Source organism: Demequina lutea, assembly GCF_013409005.1.
Taxonomy (GTDB): Bacteria; Actinomycetota; Actinomycetes; order Actinomycetales; family Demequinaceae; genus Demequina; species Demequina lutea.
Genome location: NZ_JACBZO010000001.1, coordinates 1,709,144 through 1,732,692 on the forward strand (window position 1 = coordinate 1,709,144; position 23,549 = coordinate 1,732,692).

Annotated in this window: 24 protein-coding genes; 3 read left to right on the plus strand and 21 right to left on the minus strand. The window is 64.6% G+C overall.

Annotated features, from left to right (window positions below):
* Positions 1 to 34 precede the first annotated feature (34 nt).
* The 19 genes from lgt to BKA03_RS08390 form a co-directional block, all read right to left on the minus strand.
* Entirely contained in the window at positions 35 to 901 is an 867-nt protein-coding gene (lgt, locus tag BKA03_RS08300; RefSeq protein ID WP_179397934.1) for a prolipoprotein diacylglyceryl transferase, read from the minus strand.
* Positions 898 to 1,698: a tryptophan synthase subunit alpha gene (gene trpA / locus BKA03_RS08305; RefSeq protein WP_179397935.1), complete on the minus strand. Its 801-nt coding sequence runs from the start codon at positions 1,696 to 1,698 to the stop codon at positions 898 to 900. Before trpA ends, lgt begins: the two co-directional genes overlap by 4 nt.
* Positions 1,695 to 2,906, minus strand: coding sequence for a tryptophan synthase subunit beta (trpB, locus tag BKA03_RS08310; RefSeq protein ID WP_179397936.1), 1,212 nt, complete (start codon positions 2,904 to 2,906; stop codon positions 1,695 to 1,697). The genes trpA and trpB overlap by 4 nt, the downstream gene beginning before the upstream one ends.
* On the minus strand, positions 2,903 to 3,712 hold the full coding sequence (gene trpC, locus BKA03_RS08315; protein WP_179397937.1) for an indole-3-glycerol phosphate synthase TrpC: 810 nt from the start codon (positions 3,710 to 3,712) through the stop codon (positions 2,903 to 2,905). Before trpC ends, trpB begins: the two co-directional genes overlap by 4 nt.
* A gap of 224 nt (positions 3,713 to 3,936) precedes the next feature.
* The gene (locus BKA03_RS08320) at positions 3,937 to 4,224 is read right to left on the minus strand and encodes a DUF2752 domain-containing protein (RefSeq protein WP_179397938.1); all 288 of its coding nucleotides are present in this window, start codon (positions 4,222 to 4,224) and stop codon (positions 3,937 to 3,939) included.
* A gap of 154 nt (positions 4,225 to 4,378) precedes the next feature.
* Entirely contained in the window at positions 4,379 to 4,735 is a 357-nt protein-coding gene (locus tag BKA03_RS08325) for an NfeD family protein (RefSeq protein WP_179397939.1), read from the minus strand.
* 42 nt (positions 4,736 to 4,777) lie between these two features.
* Complete coding sequence (locus BKA03_RS08330) at positions 4,778 to 5,014, minus strand: HGxxPAAW family protein (RefSeq protein WP_179397940.1); 237 nt, start codon at positions 5,012 to 5,014, stop codon at positions 4,778 to 4,780.
* Between the two features lie 29 nt (positions 5,015 to 5,043).
* Complete coding sequence (locus BKA03_RS08335) at positions 5,044 to 6,603, minus strand: anthranilate synthase component I (protein ID WP_179397941.1); 1,560 nt, start codon at positions 6,601 to 6,603, stop codon at positions 5,044 to 5,046.
* Complete coding sequence (hisI, locus tag BKA03_RS08340) at positions 6,600 to 6,959, minus strand: phosphoribosyl-AMP cyclohydrolase (protein ID WP_179397942.1); 360 nt, start codon at positions 6,957 to 6,959, stop codon at positions 6,600 to 6,602. The genes BKA03_RS08335 and hisI overlap by 4 nt, the downstream gene beginning before the upstream one ends.
* Before the next feature lie 52 nt (positions 6,960 to 7,011).
* Positions 7,012 to 8,823, minus strand: coding sequence for an ABC transporter ATP-binding protein (locus BKA03_RS08345; protein ID WP_179397943.1), 1,812 nt, complete (start codon positions 8,821 to 8,823; stop codon positions 7,012 to 7,014).
* Positions 8,820 to 10,580, minus strand: coding sequence for an ABC transporter ATP-binding protein (locus tag BKA03_RS08350; protein ID WP_179397944.1), 1,761 nt, complete (start codon positions 10,578 to 10,580; stop codon positions 8,820 to 8,822). The genes BKA03_RS08345 and BKA03_RS08350 overlap by 4 nt, the downstream gene beginning before the upstream one ends.
* A 101-nt stretch (positions 10,581 to 10,681) precedes the next feature.
* Positions 10,682 to 11,452 (minus strand): imidazole glycerol phosphate synthase subunit HisF, encoded by a 771-nt coding sequence (gene hisF / locus BKA03_RS08355; protein WP_179397945.1) that lies wholly within the window; start codon positions 11,450 to 11,452, stop codon positions 10,682 to 10,684.
* Entirely contained in the window at positions 11,452 to 12,243 is a 792-nt protein-coding gene (locus tag BKA03_RS08360) for an FKBP-type peptidyl-prolyl cis-trans isomerase (protein WP_179397946.1), read from the minus strand. The genes hisF and BKA03_RS08360 overlap by 1 nt, the downstream gene beginning before the upstream one ends.
* A gap of 164 nt (positions 12,244 to 12,407) precedes the next feature.
* Positions 12,408 to 13,814 (minus strand): Pup--protein ligase, encoded by a 1,407-nt coding sequence (gene pafA, locus BKA03_RS08365; protein ID WP_257020121.1) that lies wholly within the window; start codon positions 13,812 to 13,814, stop codon positions 12,408 to 12,410.
* Between the two features lie 6 nt (positions 13,815 to 13,820).
* Positions 13,821 to 14,006 carry a ubiquitin-like protein Pup gene (locus tag BKA03_RS08370; RefSeq protein WP_179397947.1) on the minus strand — a complete coding sequence of 62 codons (186 nt, stop codon included), beginning with the start codon at positions 14,004 to 14,006 and terminating at the stop codon, positions 13,821 to 13,823.
* 9 nt (positions 14,007 to 14,015) lie between these two features.
* Positions 14,016 to 15,569 carry a depupylase/deamidase Dop gene (gene dop / locus BKA03_RS08375; protein WP_179397948.1) on the minus strand — a complete coding sequence of 518 codons (1,554 nt, stop codon included), beginning with the start codon at positions 15,567 to 15,569 and terminating at the stop codon, positions 14,016 to 14,018.
* Positions 15,569 to 16,975 carry a proteasome ATPase gene (arc, locus tag BKA03_RS08380; RefSeq protein WP_179397949.1) on the minus strand — a complete coding sequence of 469 codons (1,407 nt, stop codon included), beginning with the start codon at positions 16,973 to 16,975 and terminating at the stop codon, positions 15,569 to 15,571. The genes dop and arc overlap by 1 nt, the downstream gene beginning before the upstream one ends.
* A gap of 2 nt (positions 16,976 to 16,977) precedes the next feature.
* Positions 16,978 to 17,973: a tRNA (adenine-N1)-methyltransferase gene (locus BKA03_RS08385; protein WP_179397950.1), complete on the minus strand. Its 996-nt coding sequence runs from the start codon at positions 17,971 to 17,973 to the stop codon at positions 16,978 to 16,980.
* A gap of 18 nt (positions 17,974 to 17,991) precedes the next feature.
* A complete protein-coding gene (locus BKA03_RS08390) occupies positions 17,992 to 19,095 on the minus strand; it encodes a site-2 protease family protein (RefSeq protein ID WP_179397951.1) in 1,104 nt (367 codons plus the stop codon).
* A gap of 55 nt (positions 19,096 to 19,150) precedes the next feature.
* Here BKA03_RS08390 and BKA03_RS08395 point away from each other — a divergent pair, with 55 nt between their 5' ends.
* On the plus strand, positions 19,151 to 19,984 hold the full coding sequence (locus tag BKA03_RS08395; protein WP_179397952.1) for a RecB family exonuclease: 834 nt from the start codon (positions 19,151 to 19,153) through the stop codon (positions 19,982 to 19,984).
* Positions 19,985 to 20,076: 92 nt separating this feature from the next.
* On the opposite strand, the gene BKA03_RS08400 is transcribed toward BKA03_RS08395, so the two are convergent.
* Positions 20,077 to 20,754 (minus strand): HAD family hydrolase, encoded by a 678-nt coding sequence (locus BKA03_RS08400; protein ID WP_308477968.1) that lies wholly within the window; start codon positions 20,752 to 20,754, stop codon positions 20,077 to 20,079.
* Positions 20,755 to 20,777: 23 nt separating this feature from the next.
* Here BKA03_RS08400 and BKA03_RS08405 point away from each other — a divergent pair, with 23 nt between their 5' ends.
* Positions 20,778 to 21,644, plus strand: a complete 867-nt coding sequence (locus BKA03_RS08405) for a PAC2 family protein (RefSeq protein WP_179397953.1) — start codon at positions 20,778 to 20,780, stop codon at positions 21,642 to 21,644.
* A gap of 8 nt (positions 21,645 to 21,652) precedes the next feature.
* Here BKA03_RS08405 and BKA03_RS08410 read toward each other — a convergent pair whose 3' ends face one another.
* Positions 21,653 to 22,513: an undecaprenyl-diphosphate phosphatase gene (locus BKA03_RS08410; RefSeq protein WP_179397954.1), complete on the minus strand. Its 861-nt coding sequence runs from the start codon at positions 22,511 to 22,513 to the stop codon at positions 21,653 to 21,655.
* Between the two features lie 65 nt (positions 22,514 to 22,578).
* Between BKA03_RS08410 and BKA03_RS08415 the strand changes: the two genes are divergently transcribed.
* Entirely contained in the window at positions 22,579 to 23,541 is a 963-nt protein-coding gene (locus BKA03_RS08415; protein WP_179397955.1) for an aldo/keto reductase, read from the plus strand.
* Positions 23,542 to 23,549 lie beyond the last annotated feature (8 nt).

The window sequence follows — 23,549 nt, forward strand, 5'->3', positions numbered from 1 at the left end:
AGACTACCCCGTCCGCGTGTAGCGAACGGGCGCCTCAGTCCTTGACGACGTCGGCGCGCGGGGTTGCCGCAAGCTCGGCTCGAGGAACTTGGTCGCTTCGCTTCTGGCGGGCGCCGAGCAAGAAGAACATCACGATGGCGAGCGTCAGCACGACCATCGAAACCCAAACATTGATGCGCAGGCCACCCACATGGACGGCGGTGTCGATGCGCATCGTCTCGATCCAGAAACGACCGGACACGTACACCACCACGTAGAGCCAGAACGTCCTGCTACCACGCAGGTCAAACCTTCTGTCGAGGTAAATGATGAGCGCCGCCCCGGCAAGGTTCCACAGCAATTCGTACAGGAACGTGGGGTGGAACGTCGCGAATTGTGTGTAGCCGACAGGCCTGAACTGAGGGGCGATCTGCAGCGCCCACGGGACGTCGGTGGGCCTGCCGAACAGTTCCTGGTTGAAATAGTTACCCATCCGGCCAATGGCCTGAGCCACCAAAATTCCGGGTGCTGCGGCATCCAAAAATGTCACGAACGAGACGTGATGCCTGCGGGCGCCGATGAGCGCTCCGACAGTTCCGAGGGCGATCGCGCCCCAGATGCCGAGGCCACCCTCCCAAATCTTGAACGCATTGAGCGGGTGCCCTCCGGCGCCGAAGTACGGCCCAGGCGTGCTGATCACGTGATAGAGGCGGCCGCCGACGATCCCAAAGGGGATCGCCCAGAAGGCGACATCGCCGACCACCTGGGAGTCTCCCCCGCGTTCTACCCAACGCTTGGTAGTGAGCCACAGCGCGAAGAAGATTCCCGCCAGGATCCACAGCGAGTATGCACGAATCGTCAGTGGGCCGACGGACCAGGCGGCCCAACTCTCGGGTGGGCTGGGGAAGGACGTGAAGATCATGATTCGCGCCTTACTCCGCGTGCCAGCTCGCGAGTCTTGGCGCGCAGCGCATCGAGCGCCGCACTCTCGTCGTCATCATCGATGAGGCAACGTACCAGCGCTGATCCCACGATGACGCCGTCCGCGTAGCGAGCCACCTCGGCCGCCTGGACGCCATTCGAAACGCCCAGACCGACGCACACACGGGGCGCTCCCGCCGCGCGTGTCGCCGCCACCAACTGCTCCGCTCCCCCGCCGACGGTCGCCCGCTCCCCCGTCACGCCCATGAGGGAGGCCGCATAGACGAAGCCCGACGTCTCGCGGGCCGTCATGTGCAAGCGCTCATTCGTCGAACTCGGTGCGACCAAGAAGATCGTGTCGAGGGACCGTGACCTGGCCACCTCGAGCCACCCACCCGCCGCATCGGGAGTCAGATCAGGAGTAATCGCCCCAGACCCTCCCGCTGACACTAGGTCGTCGGCGAACCGCTCGAGCCCATACTGCAACATCGGGTTGAAGTAACTCATCACGACCACGGGCGCGCCCGCGTCGACGACCGCGCGTACCGCGGTGAAGGCGTCTGCGACCTGAGAACCCCGCTCAAGCGCCTTCTCGGCAGCCCGCTGAATAACGGGGCCATCCATGACTGGGTCCGAATACGGCAGGCCCACCTCGACGATGTCGACCCCGGCCTCGACCATCACGGTCATGGCGCGTATCGACCGCTCCACGGTGGGAAAACCCACGGGCAAATACCCGATGAGGGCGGAGCGGCCCTCAGCCTTGATGGCATCGAGGCGATCGGTGAGGTGACTCACGGCTGACCACCGCCATCGAGAATGCCGAAATAGGTGGCGGCCGATTCCACATCTTTGTCGCCGCGTCCGGACAAGTTGATGAGGATCGTCGCTTCGGGGCCGAGCTGCTTGCCCAGCTTGATCGCACCCGCGAGAGCATGCGCGGACTCGATCGCAGGCAGAATTCCCTCGGTGCGGGTGAGGAGGCGGAACGCGTCCATTGCCTCGGCATCGGTGATGGGCCAGTACTCGGCCCTCCCGATGTCCGCCAAGTACGCGTGCTGCGGACCCACGGCCGGGTAGTCGAGACCTGCCGAAATCGAGTGCGACGGCTGGGTCTGGCCGTCCCCATCCTGCAAGACGTAGGTCATCGCGCCGTGAAGCACTCCTGGACGTCCCCCAGTAATGGACGAGGCGTGCCTCCCGGAGTCCACCCCGTCGCCAGCGGCCTCGCAACCGATGAGCCTCACGTCGGCGTCGTCCAGGAAGGCATCGAAGATGCCGATGGCGTTTGAGCCGCCGCCGACGCAGGCGACCACGGCATCGGGAAGTCCGCCAAGCGCCATCATCTGCTCGCGCGCCTCGCGCCCGATGACTCGCTGGAAGTCACGAACCATCTCAGGGAACGGGTGGGGGCCCGCCGCGGTGCCGAAGATGTAGTTGGTGGTGTCGACGTTCGTCACCCAGTCGCGGTAGGCCTCGTTGATGGCGTCCCTGAGCGTTCGCGATCCCGTGGTGACGGGCACGACGGTCGCGCCAAGAAGGCGCATTCGGGCCACGTTGAGCGACTGCCGCTCCGTGTCTTCTTCGCCCATGTACACGACGCACTCGAGGTCCATGAGCGCGGCGGCCGTCGCGGTCGCGACTCCGTGCTGGCCCGCCCCAGTCTCCGCGATCACCCTCGTCTTGCCGATGCGCTTCGTCAGCAACGCCTGCCCAAGAACGTTGTTGATCTTATGAGATCCGGTGTGATTCAGGTCCTCGCGCTTGAGATAGACGCGAGCGCCGCCGGCGTGGGCCGCGAAACGCGGCACCGCAGTGACGATGCTTGGGCGGCCCGTATAGTCACGGGCGAGCCTGTCGAGTTCCGCCGCGAACGCTGGATCGTGCTTGGCCTTGTCGTAGGCGTCTGTTAACTCATCGAGCGCGGCCACAAGAGCCTCTGGAACGAACCGCCCCCCGTACGCGCCAAAGAAAGGACCGGCGGCGCCGGAAAGCGGATCTGTCACGGACGCACCGCTCGCAATGCGGGGTGGGCTCCAGCGGCAACCATCTCCGCGACTGCGGTGCGAGGGTCCTTGTCCTTGACCAGGGCTTCGCCAACCAGAACCGCGTCGGCACCCATGCGGGCGTACTCAACGACGTCGTGGCTGTCACGGATGCCCGACTCGGCGACCTTGACGATGCCATCGGGAATGTGGGGTGCCACCCTGGCGAACGTGCCACGGTCGACCTCGAGGGTCTTCAGATTGCGCGCGTTGACGCCAATGACACGGGCTCCCGCGGCGACCGCGCGTGCCACTTCGGTCTCGTCATGCACCTCAACGAGGGCACACATCCCGAGCGAGTGAACGCGCTCCACAAGGCTCTCGAGGGCCATCTGCTCGAGGGCCGCAACAATGAGCAAGACCATGTCGGCGCCGTGGGCTCGCGCCTCCCACACCTGGTACGGGGTGACGATGAAGTCCTTGCGGAGAATTGGGATGTCGACCTTGCCGCGCACGTCGTCGAGGTCGCTGAGAGAACCCCCGAATCGGCGCTCTTCCGTGAGCACGGAGATGACGCTGGCGCCACCTGCCTCGTACTCGGTGGCGAGCGCTGCGGGATCGGTGATTTCCGCGAGGGCGCCCCTCGAAGGGCTGGACCTCTTCACCTCGGCAATCACCGAGACTTCGGGAGTCTGCAACTTCTGAAGCGCGTCAATTGCGCTCGGAAGCCGTGCAGCGCGGGCCTTCAATTCATCCATCGACGTGGCCATTTCACGTGCCGCGAGGTCACTTCTCACACCTGCGACGATGCCATCTAGAACGCTCATGTGTTTGCCACCTCCCAGGGTCAATGGTACCGCCGTCCTAGGACCTTCTGGAACGCCGACCGAGCGAGCGCGGGCGCAGCCCGGGGCGTCTTTGACGTAAGCAGTGCACGAAGGCGGCGGGTGGCGGATGAAGGCTCAAAAGCGTCGGGGGTTGCCACCGAGCGAGTCCCTGCGCGGGGCGGTGGGGATAGTGACCGGACCGAATCGGAAGTCCGTGCTCACGGTCAAGGCCGGAGGAACTCGAGGCCCGGAAGGTTACGGAGGACCCAGAACGCCCCGAGGACTCCCACATACGCCCACACCATCGGAACCGTAATGCGAACCCGAGGCACGCGCACTCCCCACGAGTTCAGCACCCACCACAAGAAGCCGATCGCCGCTGGCGGTACCACGAAAAGAACCACGAACGCATTCTCATGGAGTGCGCGCCCAATGTGACCCGATACCAGGTCATACATGGCCCGCGTGCCCCCACAACCGGGACAATAGAGCCCGGTCGTGTGCAGCAGCATGCACGGAGGGAAGATCCTCTCCGCATGAGGATTCCTGACGACAACATAGGCAAGCGAAGAAATGGCCGCGGCCGCCACCCCCGCGGGGGCGAGGAGTCGTCGAAGACGCACCTCTCCCGCAGGGGGGCGGTCAACCATCATCGTGACCACGAAATTAGTTCGTGCCCCAGTTGAAGGAGTTGCCCGAGGCGATTCCCAGGATCGACAGAATGATGACCACAATCGAGAGTGCGACGCCGACGATGCCTAGGATGAAGCCGACATTTGCAAGTCCACGGTTGTTGGCCTCGCCGGACAAGACAGCCTTCTTGCCGAGCATGCCAAGCACTACTGCGCCGACGGCGAAGAGGATGCCGCTGCCCCAGCAACAAGCGAGCAGGATGCCGAGAATACCGACGATGAGGGCAACAATCCCCATCCAGTTCTTGGCGGTCGGGTTCGGGCCGGACGGCATGCCCATGTTCGGCGGCATTTGCGGCGGCATCGAGGGGGGCGGGGGAATTTCAGTCATGTGCGATCTCCTTTGAAGAGGTAGAGGCGCGCCCTGCGCTCCCTACTTAAGCGGTTGCCCGAAACCGAGCGCCCGCAGCGTCGCACCCACTGCCAGGGCGACGACAAATACACCCGCGCCCACCCACACGAGGGGGAACAGCGGGATCATGAATCCGATGGCGGCCACGAGCGCACCAAGAACAATGAGGCCATTCGTGACCCAACCGGCCAGCGTGCTTCCATGGTTCTTGGGCGCGACATCGGGCAGGTTATGGGGTTCAATCTTCGAGGCAGGCATAATCACTCCTTTGGGAACTGGTCGAAAGTCTAGCGAGAAGATGCTGGAACCAACAGGTTTGCGCGTGAGACTGCGCGCAACATTGCGGCCGCCTTATCTCGAGTCTCTTGCGCCTCGGAGGTCGGAACCGAATCGGCGACGATGCCCGCACCTGCCTGCACGTACGCGACGCCGTCCTTCACGACCGCAGTGCGAATAGCGATGGCGAGATCCATGTTTCCCGCAAAATCGAAGTAGCCAATGGCTCCTCCATAGAATCCGCGCCGCACGGGCTCGAGCTCGTCGATCAAGGCAATCGCGCGCGGCTTAGGCGCCCCCGACAGCGTTCCCGCAGGAAAGGTAGCGACGAACGCGTCGAGCGCGGTCGCATCGGCCTCGAGGGTGCCGACCACCGTCGAGCAAATATGCATGATGTGGCTGTAGCGATTGACCGCCATGAACTCGATGACCTCGACGGATGTGGGTTCGCATACCTTGACGAGGTCGTTGCGCGACAGGTCGACGAGCATGACGTGCTCCGCCGCCTCTTTCGGGTCGTTGAGCAGGTCAACCTCAAGCGCCTTGTCAAGTTCGGGCGTGCGTCCGCGCGGACGTGATCCCGCGATGGGGTACGTCAGCACGGCACGATTCTTGACGGTCACGAGCGATTCGGGACTAGCACCAACGATGGCAAACTCCCGGCCGTCGGCGTCCTCACACTCCAGGTAGTACATGTACGGACTCGGGTTGAGGGTCCTGAGCACGCGATAGACGTCGAAGGCGCTCGCCGAGCACTCGGCATCGAATCGCTGCGAGGGCACGACCTGGAAGACGTCCCCTTCGCGAATCGACTCCTTGGCGTACTTCACCATCTTCTCGTACTCGCCGACGGCAGACCGCTGGGTCACGGCGCCCTCAGGAAGCGCCGCATCGATCGCCATCGCTGGCAGCCTCGGTGCCGCGGCGAGCGCCGCCTCCATCGCGTCAATGCGGGACACCGCGGACGAGTAGGCGGCATCGATACCGGTGGGGAGCGCGTCAGAATTGACGGCGTTGGCGATGAGCCACACCGAACCGTCGATGTGGTCGAGAACCGCCAGGTCGGTGGCGAGCATCAGGAGCGCGTCGGGAACGTCGAGCTCGCGCTTGGCGTCTGCCGGAAGCGTGGGTTCCCATTGCCTGACGATGTCCCAGCCAAGCGCCCCGACTAGCCCACCCGTGAGCGGAGGCAAGCCCTCGATGTGCTCTGATGCAAGGAGCTCGAGCGCGGATCCGATGACGTCAAGGGGTTTGCCATCGGCGAGGCCAAGTGGCACGTCTCCCGACCACCGCGCGTTGTCGCCAACGATCGTCAACGACGCCCCGGACCGCACACCGATGAAGGAGTAGCGCGAGCGTGTTCCGTCGGGCTCGGCGGACTCAAGAATGAAGGTGCCAGGCCTCGATTGCGCCAAGGCGGCGTAGACCGCAACGGGAGTCCAGTCGTCGGCGAGAAGTCGCCTCGCGACGGGCACCACGCGGTGGGTGGCCCCCAGGGCGACAAACTCATCCCTGCTAGGCCACGTGTCGCCCCACTCGAGCGACGTCGCTCCCACAGTCGGGGTCGTCACGACGCGCCGCCAACGACGACAGGCAACGCTCCGCCCGCGTCAAAGCATGAGTGCGTTCCGGTATGGCACGCGGGGCCATCTTGCTCGACCTGGAGCAGGATGGCGTCGCCATCGCAATCGATCTCGGCGCTCAAGACTCGTTGCACGTGCCCTGAGGTGTCTCCCTTGCGCCAGATCTCGTTCCTACTGCGGCTCCAGTACACACCGCGCCCCGTAGCGAGCGTCTCGGCAAGGGCGTCGTCGCTCATCCACGCCACCATGAGCACACGACCGGTGGACGCCTCTTGAACGACGGCACACACGAGCCCCGCCTCATTGCGCTTGAGTTGTTGGGCGATCTCTTGAGCCAGACGCATGGCGCCTATCCTTGCACGGTGCGACGAAGAACCCGGGCCATATCGCACCGTGTCAATCGCGGGTCTGCGACACCCAGGCGCGGTGAAGCCGCTCGTAGGTGCCGCCCGCGCGCACCAACTCGGTGTGAGACCCGAACTCGACCAGCTCACCGTTGTCCATCACAGCGACAAAGTCGGCACGTTCCGCCGTCGAAAGACGGTGAGCAATCACCACGGCGGTGCGGCCCTTCATCAAGGCCTCGAGGGCACGCGAGATGCGAACCTCCGTCGACGGGTCCACCGCAGAGGTGGCCTCGTCGAGGATGAGAACGTCGGGGTCCGTCAGGTAAGCGCGGGCGATGCTGACAAGCTGCCTCTCCCCCGCGCTGAGAAGCTCGCCCCTCGTGCCGACCGCCGTGTCGAGTCCGTGGCTCGTGCCCTCGAGCCACGTATGGAGGCCGAGCGCCTCGAACGCTTCCTGACCGGCCGCGTGCAGGTCTTCGTCCGACGCGGCTGGCAGGGAGTAACGGAGGTTGTCCGAAATGGTGCCCTCAAAGAGGAAGCCCTCTTGCGGAACGACCGCCAGGCGGTCCCTCAGCTCCGCGAAGGCCACATCTCGCACGTCGATGCCTGAGAGCGCGATGCGACCCTCGGTCGGGTCGAAGAACCGAGACATGAGCCTCGCGAGAGACGTCTTGCCGGAACCCGTTTGCCCCACGATCGCCAGCCGTTTGCCCGCGGGCACCGTGAAGGTGATGCCCTTGAGCACCTCTTCGTCGCCCTCATACGTGAGCCTGATGCCCTCGACCGTGAGGTCCAACGTGCCCGCTGGCAACGCCACGGGCGAGTCCGGATCGGCGACCGTCGCCTCGGCGTCCACGAGCTCGATCACGCGCTGCCAGCCAACGAGCGCGCGCTGCATCTCGGCGAGCATCTCGACGATCCACATGAGCGGACTCGAGAACATGTAGACGAGCAGAGCGAACGCGGCCACAGTGCCCACCGACAGTGTGCCCCTCACACCAAGTGCCGTGCCGACGACGAGCGCCGCACCCGTCGCGAACGACTGCCCGAATGCCGTCATCGAGAAGCTCGACGACGCGAGCCACGCCGCGCGACGTTCGCGCTTGGCGATGCCGTCGATCTCATCCCTCAACCGCTGACGCATGCGCGCCTGAACGCCGTATGACCGAATGGTCGCCACGCCAACGAGTTGCTCGGACGTGCGTCCCAAGAGATCAGCCATCCTCGCCCTGATGTCGCCAAAGGCGCGCGAAATCGCAGGCTGGAACCGCATCGTGACCGCGAGCAGGGGCACATAACAACCCACGACGACGAGCGCGAGTTGCCACGAATAGACCGCCATCACGATGAGAACGACGGTCGACTCGAACGCGGCCACCATCATGCCCGCGCCTGTCCACTGCATGAGGTCCCTCATCGTGTCGACGTCGCCCGTCACCCTCGACACGTACCGCCCGCGCTGCTCCGAGTTCTGCGTGAGCACGGAGAGCTTGTGCACGTTATCGAATGCACGCTTGCGGAGCGTCGCGAGGCCAGCTTCCGCGGCGATCACCATGCGCCTTCGCACTCGCCACTCGACGAGCATCGAGATCAGCACGACGACCGCGCCGCCGGCGACCAGCTGATGAACGATCGTGAGGTCCACGCCGCCAGGCGCCAAGAGGCCCTCGTCGGTCACGCGCTGGGTGAGGTAGGGAATGGTCGCCCGTGCCGACGCGGCTACCGCGGCGAGCGCGATCGTCACGCCCAGCCCCTTGCGCAGCTCCGGCGAGATGGCAAGCCCGCGTCGCAGGGTCTCGCCCAGGCCGATGCGCTTCACAAAGTCGCCGCGTTCGTCGGCCTCCAGATCAATCGGGGTCATGATGCGCTCCCCTCATGCTCGTCTAGCCTTCGTTTCGTGTCCTGCTCGTAAGCCGTCACCAACTCCTTGTAGCCGGCGTCCCTCTCGAGAAGCTCGGCGTGCGATCCCGCGTCAACCACTCGCCCGTCATCGACGTGAATGATGCGGTCGGCAAGCATGATTGACGCGAGTCGATAGGCGATGAGTAGGACGGTGGGGCCCGCGCCATCGGCGCGCAACGCCGCGAGAATCTCTTGCTCGACACCGGGATCGACCGCGGAGGTCGCGTCATCGAGCACGAGGACGCGAGGAGTGCGCACCAACGCGCGCGCGATCGCGACGCGTTGACGTTGGCCGCCCGACAAGTTCATTCCTCGCTCTTCGAGCTCCGCTTCAAGCGCGTTGCCGTGCTGGTGAAGACCAGCGACGACGTCGGCGATTGCCGCTCGCTTGAGCGCGAGCCACACCGCCTCGTCGGAATAGTCGTCGCCGAGTGTCACGTTGTCGCGCACCGTGCCAGCGAACACGAACGACGTTTGCGGCACGAGTGCCACGTGACTGCCGAGCGACTCGATCACTTCAATGTTGGAATCGTCGAGGATCACTGCGCCCTCGATCGCACGCGACAGGCGTGCGGCCGCGAGTGCCACCGTCGTCTTTCCCGCTCCGGTGGCACCAACGAGAGCCGTGACGGTGCCTGGCGCCAAGTCGAGCGTCACGTCGCGGACGATCACTACTGGATTGCCGTTCCCGTCGTCCGCGCCCACGTGCGCGCCCCTGAAGCCCAAGTGACCCGCGCCTTCGCGGGACAGCGTCAGGTGTCCGGGTTCATCGACCTCAGTGGCCGCCGCCGAGATGCGCGACACCCTCTGGAACGACACCAGAGCGGAAGGCATCTGCCCAAGCACCCACCCGATGCCGCGGATCGGCACCGCAAGCAACGCCAACAGGTAGATCGCCGACACGACATCGCCGACGGTCACCGCGCCTGCAGCCGCGCGGTACGCGCCCACGATCATGATCGCGAGAGAGCTGAGAGGCACCATGGAGTCCATGAGCGGCTCAAACCAGCTCGACACTGCGCCCACGCGCGTGTCTGCGTCGCGAAGACCATCGACCTTGACAGCGAAGCGCTCGGACTCGATCTGTTCCGCACCGAGCGCCTTGACGACGGTACCTCCCTCGAACGACTCGTGGGCGATCGTCGAGACCTCGGCACGCAGGCTCTGACCCGCATCCCACAACGGGCTGATGACGCGTTCGTAGACGACGTTGACCGCCAACACGGCGGGAATCACCATCATCGCCGTGATGGCCAGCCACTTATCCATGACCGCCAGCCGGTAGCCTGCCGCGACCATCATGGTGAACGATCCGACCGTGAAGGCCAGGGGATGCAGAGGATTCGTCGCGGTTTCGGAGTCGGACGACATGGCGGAGAGCATTCGCCCGGCTGGGTTGGCGCGGTGCCAGCCCAGCGGAAGCGACGCGATCGCATCGGCCACGACGGTGCGGTGACGCGCGCCCACTCCAGCCACTGCCCCGCCCTGAACCGCCCTGCGAATCGCGATGAGGATGGCGTTGATGAGGCCGATGGCCACGAAGGCGGCACCGGCAATGAGGATGGCGGTGCGCCCTGATTGGGTGTGTTCGCCGAACCAACCCAGGATGGGCTCGCGGCGAATAGCGGGGATGACAACGTCGTCGACGATGATGCCAAGCAAGGATCCGAACACGACTGTGACGATTCCAAAGATTCCCGCGGCGCCAATCGACACGGCAAATCGCCGCGGCTCAGTGCGCAAAGCGTGACCGAGGAGTTGGAAGGTCTTTCGGATGTAAGACCCGCTCAACTCGTACTCGGCCCGCTTGGTCCGACTCACCTCACTGCGATGCCGGCCGAGCGCATCGCTTCCTTGACCTGGCCGATCGAGAGCGTTCCAAAATGGAATACGCTCGCGGCGAGAACGGCGTCGGCGCCCGCATGGGCCGCCGCTATGAAATCCTCGGGGCGGCCCGCGCCTCCCGAGGCAATGAGTGGTACTGACACGACGTCACGCACTTCCTTGATGATCTGGATGTCGAATCCGTCAGTGGTGCCGTCAGCATCCATCGAGTTGAGCAGGATTTCTCCCGCGCCCCACTCGGCGCCCTGCCGCGCCCACTCGACCGCGTCGATCCCAGTGCCACGACGACCACCGTGTGTCGTGACCTCGTAGCCCGATGGGGTGACCGTGTCACCCGCACATCGACGCGCGTCAACGGAGAGAACCAAAACCTGGTTGCCAAACCTACGCGCGATCTCGGAGATAAGCTCCGGTCGCGCGATTGCAGCCGTATTCACGCCTACCTTGTCCGCTCCCGCTCGGAGGAGAATGTCAACGTCGTCGGTGGAACGCACCCCTCCACCAACAGTCAGGGGGACAAAGACCTGCTCGGCGGTGCGCCTCACCACGTCGAGCATCGTGGCTCGGCCCGCGGAAGACGCGGTCACATCGAGGAACGTCACCTCGTCTGCACCCTCCGCGCCATAACGCGCCGCCAACTCGACGGGGTCACCCGCGTCACGAAGGTTCGCGAAGTTGACGCCCTTGACAACGCGCCCCGCATCGACGTCGAGACAAGGAATGACCCTGATCGCTACGCCCACTACGAGTCCTCGTTGTAGACGGCGAGGATATCGATCACATAGACGAGCGTACCTTCGCCCGGGTATCCCGCTGACTCCGGGACGATGAGCATCACGCGCGAGCCCACGGTCTGATCGATCAGGCCCTCATCCCACGCTTGCAGCGCCTTTCCCACACCGATTTGCCCCTCGAACGGCGCCTGCTCAGGGGGCCAGGTCGACTGCTGGACGTCCCCCGCCTTCCAGGACTTACCGCCCTTCGAGCCGTCGGCGGTGTAGACCGCCTTGAACTGCGCGACGATGAACGAACCCTTCTTGACCTGGGTGCCATCTCCCCGAATCAACGTGGAGATCGACAGCTCCACGGGAAGGGCCTTGTTGGGGTCGAGCGTGATGTTCGGTTCACCCGTCGACTGCGAGGTCACCTGGGGGAAGTCGGGACTCACCGGGAGTTTCTCCCCCGTCGCCTCGTCGGACAGCACATCGATCACAATCACGATCGCCGGTTCACCCGTGAATTCTCCCTGAGGAGGCGCAATCGATAGGACCCGCGTGCCCACTCGCGCGGTGAGGAGGATGTTGTACAGGTCGTTGCCAAGGAGTTCTGGAGCCAACAGATACGACTGTGGGAGGCGATCGAACGTGTTCTTGAGCACTTCGTGAGTATTGAGAGATTCCACGAACACGTTGAGTAAGAGCGGCTGTCCATCCTTGAGCGTCGCGCCCTTGCCCTGCCACACCACCTTGGACTGTGACTTCGGGAATTTGAGGCCCGCGGGCCACGTCACCTTGGGCGAGAGGGTCTTGGACACACCCAACGTAATGAGTGAAATGTCGCCGACCGATGGCGAAACGCTCGCGTCCACTCCTGTGCTGCTTGAGCAGCCCGAGAGTAAGAGCGCTGCAGCCATCAAGGCAACGACCACACGACGCATGTTTTCCTCCAAGGGCAGGCGCACCATTCTAGGGGCGCTCGCTAGCCGTCGAGCGCCGCCAAGAGAACGTCGACCCGTTCGTCTACGTTCCGAAACGGGTCCTTCAGCAGCACTGTGCGCGGATCGGTTCCGGAGATTTTGAGGTGAACCCAGTCAACCGTGTAATCGTGTCCCGACGCGAGAGCGGCCGTGACGAAGCGACCGCGGAGAGCCGCGCGCGTCGTGGCTGGCGGCTGCGTCTGGGCGTTGAGGATGTCCTGCTCTGACACCACTCGCTTGACCAGGCCATCGGCTTGCAGGCGATTGAACACTCCGCGAGAGGGCGAAACGTCGTGATAGGCCATCTCGAGACGCGCGAGCCGCGGATCGTCCAGGGCACATCCGAGACGGTCCCTATACCGCTCGATCAGGCGTCTCTTGATTGCCCACTCAATTTCGGTGTCTACACCGCTCGCGTCCTGGGTGCGAACCGCGCCCACGCCTCGCTCCCAGAGGTCCAAGATCGCGTCAACCTCGTCGGTTCGTTCGATGACTCCGTCGAGATGATCCCTTACCGCCTCGAGACACGACTCCTGGAGGTCGGCCGCGGTCATGTGCCTGCCGTCGGCGAGCTCGACCGTGGCCGCGCCTGTGACGTCGTGTGCAATGGTGCGAATCGCCTGCATCTCATTTGCCAACGCAAGTTCGGGCAACCTCAGCCGAGCCTCGAGGATGCGCAAGAGGAGGTCGGTCGCTCCCACTTTCAGCATGGTGGTCGGCTCGGCCATCGTCGAGTCGCCGACGATCACGTGCATCCGCCGATACAGGTCGGCGTGAGCGTGCGGCTCATCCCTCGTGTTGATCATGGGGCGCGACCGCGTCGTCGCGGAGCTCATGCCCTCCCACATGTGGTCAGCCCGCGGAGAGAAGCTGTAATGCGCTCCCTGGGGGGTACGCGTGATGCAACCCGAGCCCGTCACAATCTGGCGACTCACGAAGAAGGGCAAGAGCAGCGAGGCAAAGGCCTTGAAATCCGCTCGCCTGCGCACCAAATAGTTCTCGTGGCAGCCGTAGCTATTACCGGCGGAGTCGGTGTTGTTCTTGTAGAGATAGATGGACCCCTCAACGCCCGCGGCCCTCAGACGCGCCTCTCCCCTGGCGACGAGGTCGTGGACAATGCGTTCGCCTGCCTTGTCGTGAGCCACCAGTTGGGTGACGGAGTCGCACTCGGCCGTCGCGTACTCGGGATGTGCCCCCACGTCGATGTATAGGCGCGCACCATTCGTGAGGAACACATTCGATGATCGTCCCCACTCGACTACGGAGTGGAAGAGGTGTCCCGCTACCTCTTCGGGGGTCACGGCACGCGCGTTCGGTGCATCAAAGTGCAAGCCAAACTCGGTCTCAAGACCCAAGATGCGTCGCCGCGGATCGACGTCAAGCGGCGTGGGAACCTCTCCAAGCATCATGTCCTGCTACTGCCCACCCTTTTGCACGAACGACCGCACAAACTGCGTGGCATTCGACTGAATCGTGTCGTCGATCTCGTCCAAGAGTGAGTCGAGGGCGTCGACGCTCGCCTGAGCGGCCGGAGCGACCGGGGCGTCTGGCTCTGGAACGTCGTCTTCAAAGGGCGATGAGGAAGATGTGGTCTGGGGCATGAAAACAGCCTAGTCGTGTCGTGGGTCGGTAGCCGCTGGGCGGACCTCGTCGATCAACGAGTCAAGCAGTTCGTGCGTCGTGGCCATGGGATTGGGCAAATTGACCACCTCGAGGTGGCCGTGATCGGTCTCGCGGTCAAGGACGATCGAGGACCAGCCTGCGGCGTCAATGATGTCGGGGCGCTTCGCCACCATGCGCCCTCGCAGCCACGCCCTCGTGGTCGTCGGCGGCAACGCGACCGCCGATTCAACCTCGGCATCGGTCGTCAGGCGCGTCACGGCGCCCGCGGCCGCGAGCCGCCAGGCAAGGCCGACGCCGACCTCGCTCCACTGCACGTCGGCCGCCTTGAGCCTGTCGTCGTCCCAAGCTGCACGCACCGGAACCCCCTCGGCGCCCATAGAGCCGTAGCGGTCCCTCATACGCCCCATGAGTTGCAGTTTGGCTACCCATTCCACGTCCTTCGCGGCCGAGAACACGTCCCGAGAAAGGGCCTCCAACACGTCCTCCCATTTCGCGATCACTGCGGCGTCTTCCGCATCGGCAACGTGATCTCGCGCGATGGTGAGCAAGGCGCGTTGCATATCAAGCGCGGTGCCCATCTCTCCCGATGCGAGAGCCAGCCGGTGGCGCATCGTCACGTCATGGGAAACGGCGGACACCTCTGCCACAGGGTCGGCGAGGACGAGAGCATCGAGACGATCATCGCCCGCCTCGATTGCCGCAAGGATGAGCGACGTCGTCCCGACCTTGAGGTAGGTAGGGACCTCCATGCAATTCGCGTCGCCGATGATGATGTGCAGGCGCCGCCATCTCGCGCGGTCGGCGTGCGGCTCATCCCTCGTGTTCACGATGGGCCGGCGCAGGGTCGTCTCCAAACCCACCTCGGCCTCCATGTAGTCGGCCCGCTGCGACATCTGAAAACCCGCAACCTCGCCGTAGGCGCCGAGGCCGACTCGACCCGCACCGACCACCACTTGCCTGCTGACCAGGTGTGGGGTGAGGCGCCGCGCGAGTTCATCGAAGGCGACCGAGCGAGACACCAAGTAGTTTTCGTGTGTGCCGTAGCTCGCGCCCTTGCCGTCGACGTTGTTCTTGAACAGCGCCACCGAACCACCGTCGGCATTGAAGGTCTCGACGGCTGCCCTCGCGATCTTGTCGCCCGCCGCATCCCACACGACGGCATCACGCGCGCTCGAGACCTCCGGCCCCGAATACTCCGGGTGAGCGTGATCGACATAAAACCTCGCGCCATTCGCGAGCACCGCGTTGAGATGGGCAGGGTCTTCCCAACTTCCGCGTCGGCGGCGCAAGGTCACCTGACCGCGATCGTGGTCGTACTCGTGGGCATCGGTCAGCATGTCGACCGTGGCATGTTCTCGCGACCGCCTCGATCCCCTCAGATCCATGAGCGGATCCTCGCCCCCGTAGTCCCAGCGGGCCGACGCGTCTCCCGCCCACTGCCTGCAGGCGGCGACCAATTGCGAGGACAACAGGATGGGGTTCGCCCCAGGATCCTGGGGATCCGTGATCCCATACTCGGTCTCGATCCCGACGACGCGCATCAGTACTCGCCGAACTCCCTGGCCGCGACGGATCGAGCCTCGACGAGTTCCTGGTCGCAAGCGGCCAACAAGTGCGGCGTCGACAACCCTCGCTCCCCGCCCCCGATGACATGTTTGATGGCGCGTGTCTTGGCACGGTCTACGACGTTGCGGAGCAGCGCCCCCGACATGTACCTGCCGGCATCGTCGTCCTGGAACAGCCGCGCCACAGAGGCGCCGATCATCGCATTCACGGCCGCCTTGCGATCCCCGTCGTGCGCGGCGACTTCGCCCGCATCCAGGGGCAGCGTTTCCGTCAAGTACTTGCCCATGATGTCGATCGACGCTTGACGATCCGGTCGCGACACCTCGATCTTCACGTCGAGCCTGCCGGGGCGCAGGATGGCGGGATCGATCATGTCTTCGCGGTTCGAGGCCCCGATGACGATGACGTTCGCCATCGACTCAACGCCGTCGAGCTCAGTGAGGAGCTGAGGGACGATCGTCGTCTCCATGTCCGAGCTCACGCCCGAGCCTCGCGCCCTGAACAGGGCATCCATCTCGTCAAAGAAGATGACAACCGGTGCGCCCGTGTGGGCCTGCGCCCGCGCGCGTTCAAAAATGGTGCGTATATAGCGCTCTGTTTCGCCGACGTACTTATTGAGCAACTCGGGGCCCTTTACCGACAGGAAGAAACTACGGTCCGATCCCGAAGCCACTCCCAGCGAGTGCGCCACCGCCTTCGCGATCAGCGTCTTTCCACAACCTGGAGGGCCGTACAACAGGAGACCACGCGGCGGCTGCAGCGAGTGCTCCTTGTACAACTCCGGGTGCGTGATCGGGAGTTCGATCGCGTCACGGATGCGCTCGATCTGGGAAGTCAGTCCGCCAATCGACGCGAAGTCGACATCCGGAACTTCTTCGAGCAGCAGCGCCTCGACGCCCGTGCGCTCGACCTTCTCCGAGGCGAATCCCGTGCGCGGGTCGATGATGACGGTGTCGCCCTCGTGTATCCGTGCCGCCGCGTTTCCTCCCATGAGAGAGACCACGCGCTCGTCCTCTCCGCGAGACACCACGAGGATGCGCGCGTCGTCGATCACTTCGCGCACGATCGCGGCTTGGCCGCTGCGTTCCGGTTCCGCCGTGCCCACCACCACGCTCATCGCATTCAGGAGAACCTCGTCTCCCGGTGTAAGAGCCGGGCCGACGGTGGCCATCACTGCCACGCGCATCTTTCGGCCGTTTGCCACGACGTCTGCATGCTTGCCCGCCCACTGCACAAACGTGGCAAAGGTCTGCGGCGGTGCGGACGCCTCCGCGAGTTTGACGCGCATCTCGCCAAGCGAATCGCGTGCGGTCTCCAACAACCGCGTCAGATCTGCATTGCGCCTTTCGAGCGCCGCGATGGTGTCCAGGGGGTCAACCACGCTCACTCCTCCACTGCTCCCAATTCTTCCGTCCGTCCGACCGTCACGTCTCTTCTCACCCGCCGGACCTTCTTGTCCGATACGGGTCGCTCCCCGAGGTCCTCGGGTGTCCAATCATCGTCCGTTGGGTACGAACCCTTCGCCGGACGCCGATGCCTGAGGGGCGCATCCACTCCGGGCGCCATCCGGCGCGACGTCAGTAGGAACCCGGTGTGCCCCACCATCCTGTGGTCGGGTCGAACCGCGAGCCCCTCAAGGTGCCACGTCCTGATGAGATTCTCCCAAGCCTGCGGCTCGGTAAAGTCTCCCGTCTCCTTCAGGTCCTCCGCAAGCCGGGATAGTTGTGTTGCCGTCGCGACGTAGGCGAGGAAGACGCCTCCCGGCGCGAGAACGTGCGCCGCCGCCTCGAGGTTCTCCCAAGGTGCGAGCATGTCCAGAATCACCCGATCAACGGACCCCGGCGCACGCTCCATCGCCCTCGCATCAAAGTCGCCGAGCAACAGGCTCCACGCGGGGTGCGGGCCCCCAAAGAATGACTCGACGTTTGCGCGCGCAATGTCGGCAAAGTCTTCGCGACGCTCGACGGAGGTGAGTTCACCGTCGTCACCGACCGCACGCAGGAGCGACATGGTGAGGCCGCCCGATCCGACGCCCGCCTCCATGACGCGGGCACCCGGATAGACGTCGGCGAATTGAATGATCTGCGCCGAGTCCTTGGGGTAAATCACCGCGGCGCCACGAGCCATGGACAGGACGAAGTCGCTGAGCAACGGCCTCAAGGCGACGTAGTCGACACCCGCCGTATTTCGCACGACGGTGCCCTCAGGCTTGCCAATGAGCTCGTCGTGATGGAACTGACCCCTGTGAGTGTGGAAAGTTTTGCCCGTGACCAACTCGATGGTGTGGTGGCGGCCCTTGGGATCAGTCAGTTGCACGCGGTCTCCCGCACGGAGCGGACCGCGGCGCTCGGCGGCACCTACGGGCGCTGGGGGATTCATGCGCGCCAGTCTACGGTGCTAGCTCAGTGCCGCCACGACGTCAGCTAGCCTCAGAATCCCGACGACCAACACGCCGTCAACCACCACCAACACGTCCGTCTTACCCCACCATTCCCTCAATTCGGGGATGAGCACGTCCGCCGCGGCTGACTGTTGAATGGCCGCGCCACGAGGAATCGGTGTGGTCACCGACTGCAGCGAGGTGGCATCCCGCACGTCCGGCGGCACCTGGTCGGTCAGGTCGAGGGGAAACCTCCCAGCAGGCGCATCGTCGGCACCAAGGACGACGATCTCGCGCACGCCCGCAGCCTTCGCAGCATTCCGTGAACCCTCGACGGTCACGGTGTATGAAACCCCAACCGCGGGGATCATGAGGGAAGCGACGGTCAAACCATCACGGCGAAGCATCGCCTTGGAGTACGCGATCGCCGACGAGGCGGCCGGCCACAGTATGGAGAACACCATGACCGCGACCATGACGTCGATGAGACCGGGCGTGCGTCCTTGAAGGATCGGCGTTGCGAGCGAGTACACCACGACCGCGACGGCAACGAACCGTCCCACCCACGCGGCGATCAGAGTGCCCTTATTGCGATTGCCTGTCGCGCCCCACACGATGGACTCGAGCACCCTTCCACCGTCCATCGGGATTCCTGGCAACACGTTGAAGATGGCAAGAAGCACGTTGGCCCAAGCCACATACGCGAGCACGCTGCCCGCGAGCCCGCCGACGTTGGCGACCTGGAGAATCAACCTGGCTACGCCCGCGATCACCAGGTTCATGGCGGGGCCCGCGACCGCCGTCACGCCATTGACCAGCGGCGTGAGACCCGACGCATCGAAACTGGTGTGACCGCCCCACAGGGTGAGAACGATCTCGCTGACCTTGCGACCAAACGCCCGTGCGGCGATCGCGTGAGCCACCTCATGCAACAACACGGAGCCGATGAGGGAGGCCGCGAGCAGCAGACCGATCGACAACGTCCGTGCCGTGGTCTGCCCTGCTGCCGAGGCGAAGATGTAGGCAAGCACCGCCAGCATGATGAGCGTGCTCGGTTGAACAATGACCGGGGCACCAAGAATCCTGCCCGCCACGAAGCCCGAGGTTCTGCGCTCACTCATGGGATCACGCTAGTCGGTCCACGCCGCGTCATACACCCGGCCTACCCTGGGACTCATGTTGCCTGAACCCGGACTCTCCCCCTCGCGAGCAAGCGACTTTGCGCAGTGCCCCTTGCTCTATCGCCTGCGCACGATCGACAAGTTGCCGGAACCGCCGCAGCGGGCCACGACGCTCGGCACGGTGGTCCACGCCGTGCTTGAGCGGCTCTTCGATTTGCCGCCCGCTCAGCGCACGCGAGACGCCGCGAATGACCTGCTCCAACCCGAGTGGAAGCGACTCGTCAACAGGGAGCCCGCCGTTGCGGAACTGGTGAAGGATTCGGCCGACGCCGCCCAGTTTTTCGACGATGCTCGGGCGCGAGTGGGAATGTACTTCACCTTGGAGAACCCCGAACGCCTGGCGCCGGCCGGGCGTGAACTGCGCCTCGACGCCGCGCTTGAGGGCGGTCCCGCCCTGCGCGGAGTCGTTGACCGCATGGATGTGTCGCCCGACGGCGCGATTCGCATCATCGACTACAAGTCCGGAGCCACCCCGCGGGCCGGTTACGGCCAACAGGCCGAGTTCCAGATGCGCTTCTACGCGATGCTCGTTGAGCGAAGCCAAGGCACGCGCCCTAGCCTCATGAGGCTGCTGTATTTGCGCGACGGCGGGGTCAAGGAACTTGAACCAACAGACGCGGATCTTGCGGCGGTCGAGGCCCAGGTGCGTGACACTTGGGCCGACATCCAGCGCCGCTCTTCCGCAGGCAACTTTCCTGCCCGACCATCACGGCTGTGCTCCTGGTGTTCCTTTCAGTCGGCGTGCCCCGAGTTCGGCGGCACCTTGCCGAATCTCGACGCCGATGCGGCCGAACGCGTCACGGGTGTGCGCCCCGCCGGTGCCCCGTAGGCCCGCACAGGCAAGCCCGACTCCTAGCCGGTGCCCCTCGTTGAGGCACGACCCACCTCTGTCAGGGGCTCGCGGGGCGTGAGCGAACGGGACTACCTCGAAACCATCGCCGCGTGTTGGCACAGAATGCGTGCCAAATCTCCTAATGCCACGCCTTCCAGGCTCGTGAGGACGGTGACGCCTTGAATGTCTGGAGTCTTTGTGTGCCGGGATACCGCGATGGTTGCGGCTCCCGAGGCGTGTGCTGCGCGAATGCCGACCGGCGAGTCCTCGATCGCCACGCACTGCGTGGGATCCACCCCGAGCCTCTTGGCCGCGAGGAGATAGGCCTCCGGGTTGGGCTTGCCTTTCGCTACCTGATCGCCGGTTACTACCGCCGAAAAGACGTCGCCCGCTTGCTCCACGAACCGGTCGACCAACGAACCGATCGACATGGTCACGAGCGCACAGGGTATGCCCGCGTCCACCACCTCGTCGAGAAGTGCCCTCGCATCAGGAACCCAAGGCATCCAAGCCTGGGCCCTCGCGGCAACCTCGGTCACCAACACGTCGATGACTTCCGCCGCGGTGAGATGGACTCCCCTGTCGATCAGCACTTGGGCCGATACGTCCAGGGGGTTCCCCACGAGCGTGAGCCCATCCTCGTGGGTCCATGGCACACCAAAGCGTGCGGCCAAGTTCATTTCGGCGTCGATCCAGTACGGTTCCGAGTCGATCAGGGTGCCGTCCATGTCCCACAGGACGCCTGCGGGCAACTGAGAAAGTGTCACGGCGTGCAGTCTAGGCTGGAGACATGAGCTCACCACCGTCGACCCCTCGCGGCGCGCCCCTCGAGTCGATCATGATTGCCGCGTTCGAAGGATGGAACGACGCGGGCAATGGCGCATCGCATGCTCTCGATCACCTTGCAGAGGTCTGGAACGCCCAGGAGTACGGAACCGTCGATCCGGAGGACTACCACGACTTTCAGGTGAGCAGACCGACGCTCACCCGGTTGCCGGGCGGCGAACGCATCGTGTCGTGGCCGGGAACTGTCGTGTCAACGTGTGCGGCGGCGTCGACTCCTGACAGGCGCATCTCCCTTGTCAGGGGAATCGAACCCTCGATGCGCTGGCGTCAGTTTTGTGGCGAGATTCTTGACTATGCCGAGGACCTCGAAGTCACCACCCTCATCACGTGCGGGGCGCTCTTGGTCGACGTTCCTCACACACGACCGCTGCCCACATTCGTTTCATCGGAGGACGCCCACGCGCGCAGGCTCTACGGTCTCGAATCCGCCGACTACGAGGGCCCTACCGGAATCGTCGGTGTGCTCGGGCACGAGGCGGAACTCAGGGGCATCACCGTTCTCTCGATGTGGGTGGGTGTCCCCCACTACGTGGCGCATCCGCCGAATCCCAAGGCGACGCTTGCCCTGCTGAACCAACTCGAGCGCTTCATCGGCGCAGGGATTGACCTTGGCGACCTCGTGGACGACGCCGAGGCGTGGCAACGGGGCGCGGACGAACTCGCTGAGGAAGACGAGGAGATCGCCGCCCACGTCGCGCAACTCGAATCCGTCATGGACGAGGCGAGCCTGCCCGAGGCATCGGGAGACGCGATTGCCGCCGAGTTCGAGCAGTTCCTGCGCCGGCGTGAGGGCGGCACCGGAAAGGCTTAGCCGTTGGCCTAGCTGGCCGCGATCGTGCCCGTGGCGACGAGCACAATGATGACCGCGGCAAAGACGAGTCGGTAGATCACGAACGGCATGAATGATCGCGTGGTGATGATCTTCATGAACCAAACGATCACCGCGTAGCCGACCACAAAGGACATGATGGTCGCAATCACGGTGGCCGGAATGCCCGTGCCGCCCGGTGCGGTCAGATCGCTCACCTTGGTGACGGCTTCCAATGATGCCGACCCCAGGACCGCGGGAATCGCCAACAGGAACGAGTAGCGTGCTGCGGCCTCGCGAGTAAGTCCGAGCCATCGGCCCATCGTGATGGTTCCACCCGAGCGCGACACGCCGGGAATGAGAGCACCCGCCTGTGCGAACCCAAGCAGCACGGCATCCTTCGCCCGAAGCGTGCGAAGTTCTCTGGTGGCAGGCCTCACGCGGTCTACCCAACCGAGAAGCACACCAAAGATGGCTAGCGCCGCGGCAACGATCAGCAGGTTTCGCAAGCTCGACTCAATAGCGCTCTTGAAGGGCAGCCCAATAGCGACGATCGGGATCGAGCCGAGGATGACCCACCACCCCAGCTTCGCGTCAGGGTCTCCGGAACCGAAGCGGGAAGCCCTGTCCTTGCCGTGCTTGCCCAAGAGCGCGGCAACCCACGCACCAATGATCCGCGCGATGTCCTTGCGGAAGTACAGCAACACGGCCGCCTCGGTGCCAAGTTGGATGATCGCGCTGAACGCGGCGCCCGGGTCGCTGCCGTACGGCAGCAGGGTGCCCACGACCCTAATGTGCGCCGAAGACGACACCGGCAGAAATTCTGTGAGGCCTTGCACCAGGCCCATGACAACGGCTTCCCACCAGTTCATGTGGACCACCATAACGCCCGCGCGCCGCACTTCTGGACGGCTCGCGCCCGGGTAGGTTCGCTCGCATGCAGGTACGACGCCTAGGCGCACGCGGAGCGGAGGTCTCACGGCTGGCGCTTGGCACCATGACGTGGTCGAGGGACACGTCCGTTGATGAGGCCTCGCGCCTGCTTGGCGCCTTTGTCGACGCGGGCGGAACCTTGATCGACACCGCCGCTACCTACGCGGATGGCGGCTCGGAGCGCGTCATCGGCTCCCTCTTGGGCGGCTCCTTCTCCCGGTCCGAGGTTCAGCTGTGCACCAAAGCCGGAGTGCGCAGGACGCCCGAGGGCGGCGTGATCGATGCGTCGCGTGGAGCCCTGCTCGACACACTCGACGCCTCGCTCGCCCGCCTGGGGACCGACCACGTCGACGTATGGCTGGTTCATGCTTTCGACCCCCTCACTCCGCTCGAGGAGACGATGCACGCCCTCGAGGTCGCCCTCACCACGGGAAGAGCCCGCCACGTGGGTGTGTCGAACTTTCCCGGCTGGGCGATGGCACGAGCGGCCACACTCGCCCGAGCGGGCGTCGGCCCCGCGGTCACTCAAGTCGAGTATTCCCTACTAGAACGTGGAATCGAACGCGAGGTTGTGCCAGCGGCGAAGGCTCTTGGCATGGGAATACTCGCGTGGTCGCCGCTTGGCAGGGGCGTACTGACCGGCAAGTACGCTCACGCGATTCCCGCCGACTCGCGGGCCGCGTCGGATCACTTGGCTGGCTTTGTCGAGCCGTATCTCAACCCGCGCGCCGCGGCGATCGTGGCCGCGCTGTCGACGGCATCGGAGGGCTTGGGGCGCTCCCCACACGAGGTTGCCCTCGCGTGGGTAAGAGATGCACCGGGCGTTGCATCTGCGATTGTCGGCGCGCGTTCAGCGGAACAATTGGCGCCGAGCCTCGCTGCCGAGGACCTCGTCCTCCCGGATCAGATTCGCTCCGCACTCGACGATGTCACACAACCGCAGATTGGATACCCAGAGCACCGCTAGATGGCAAA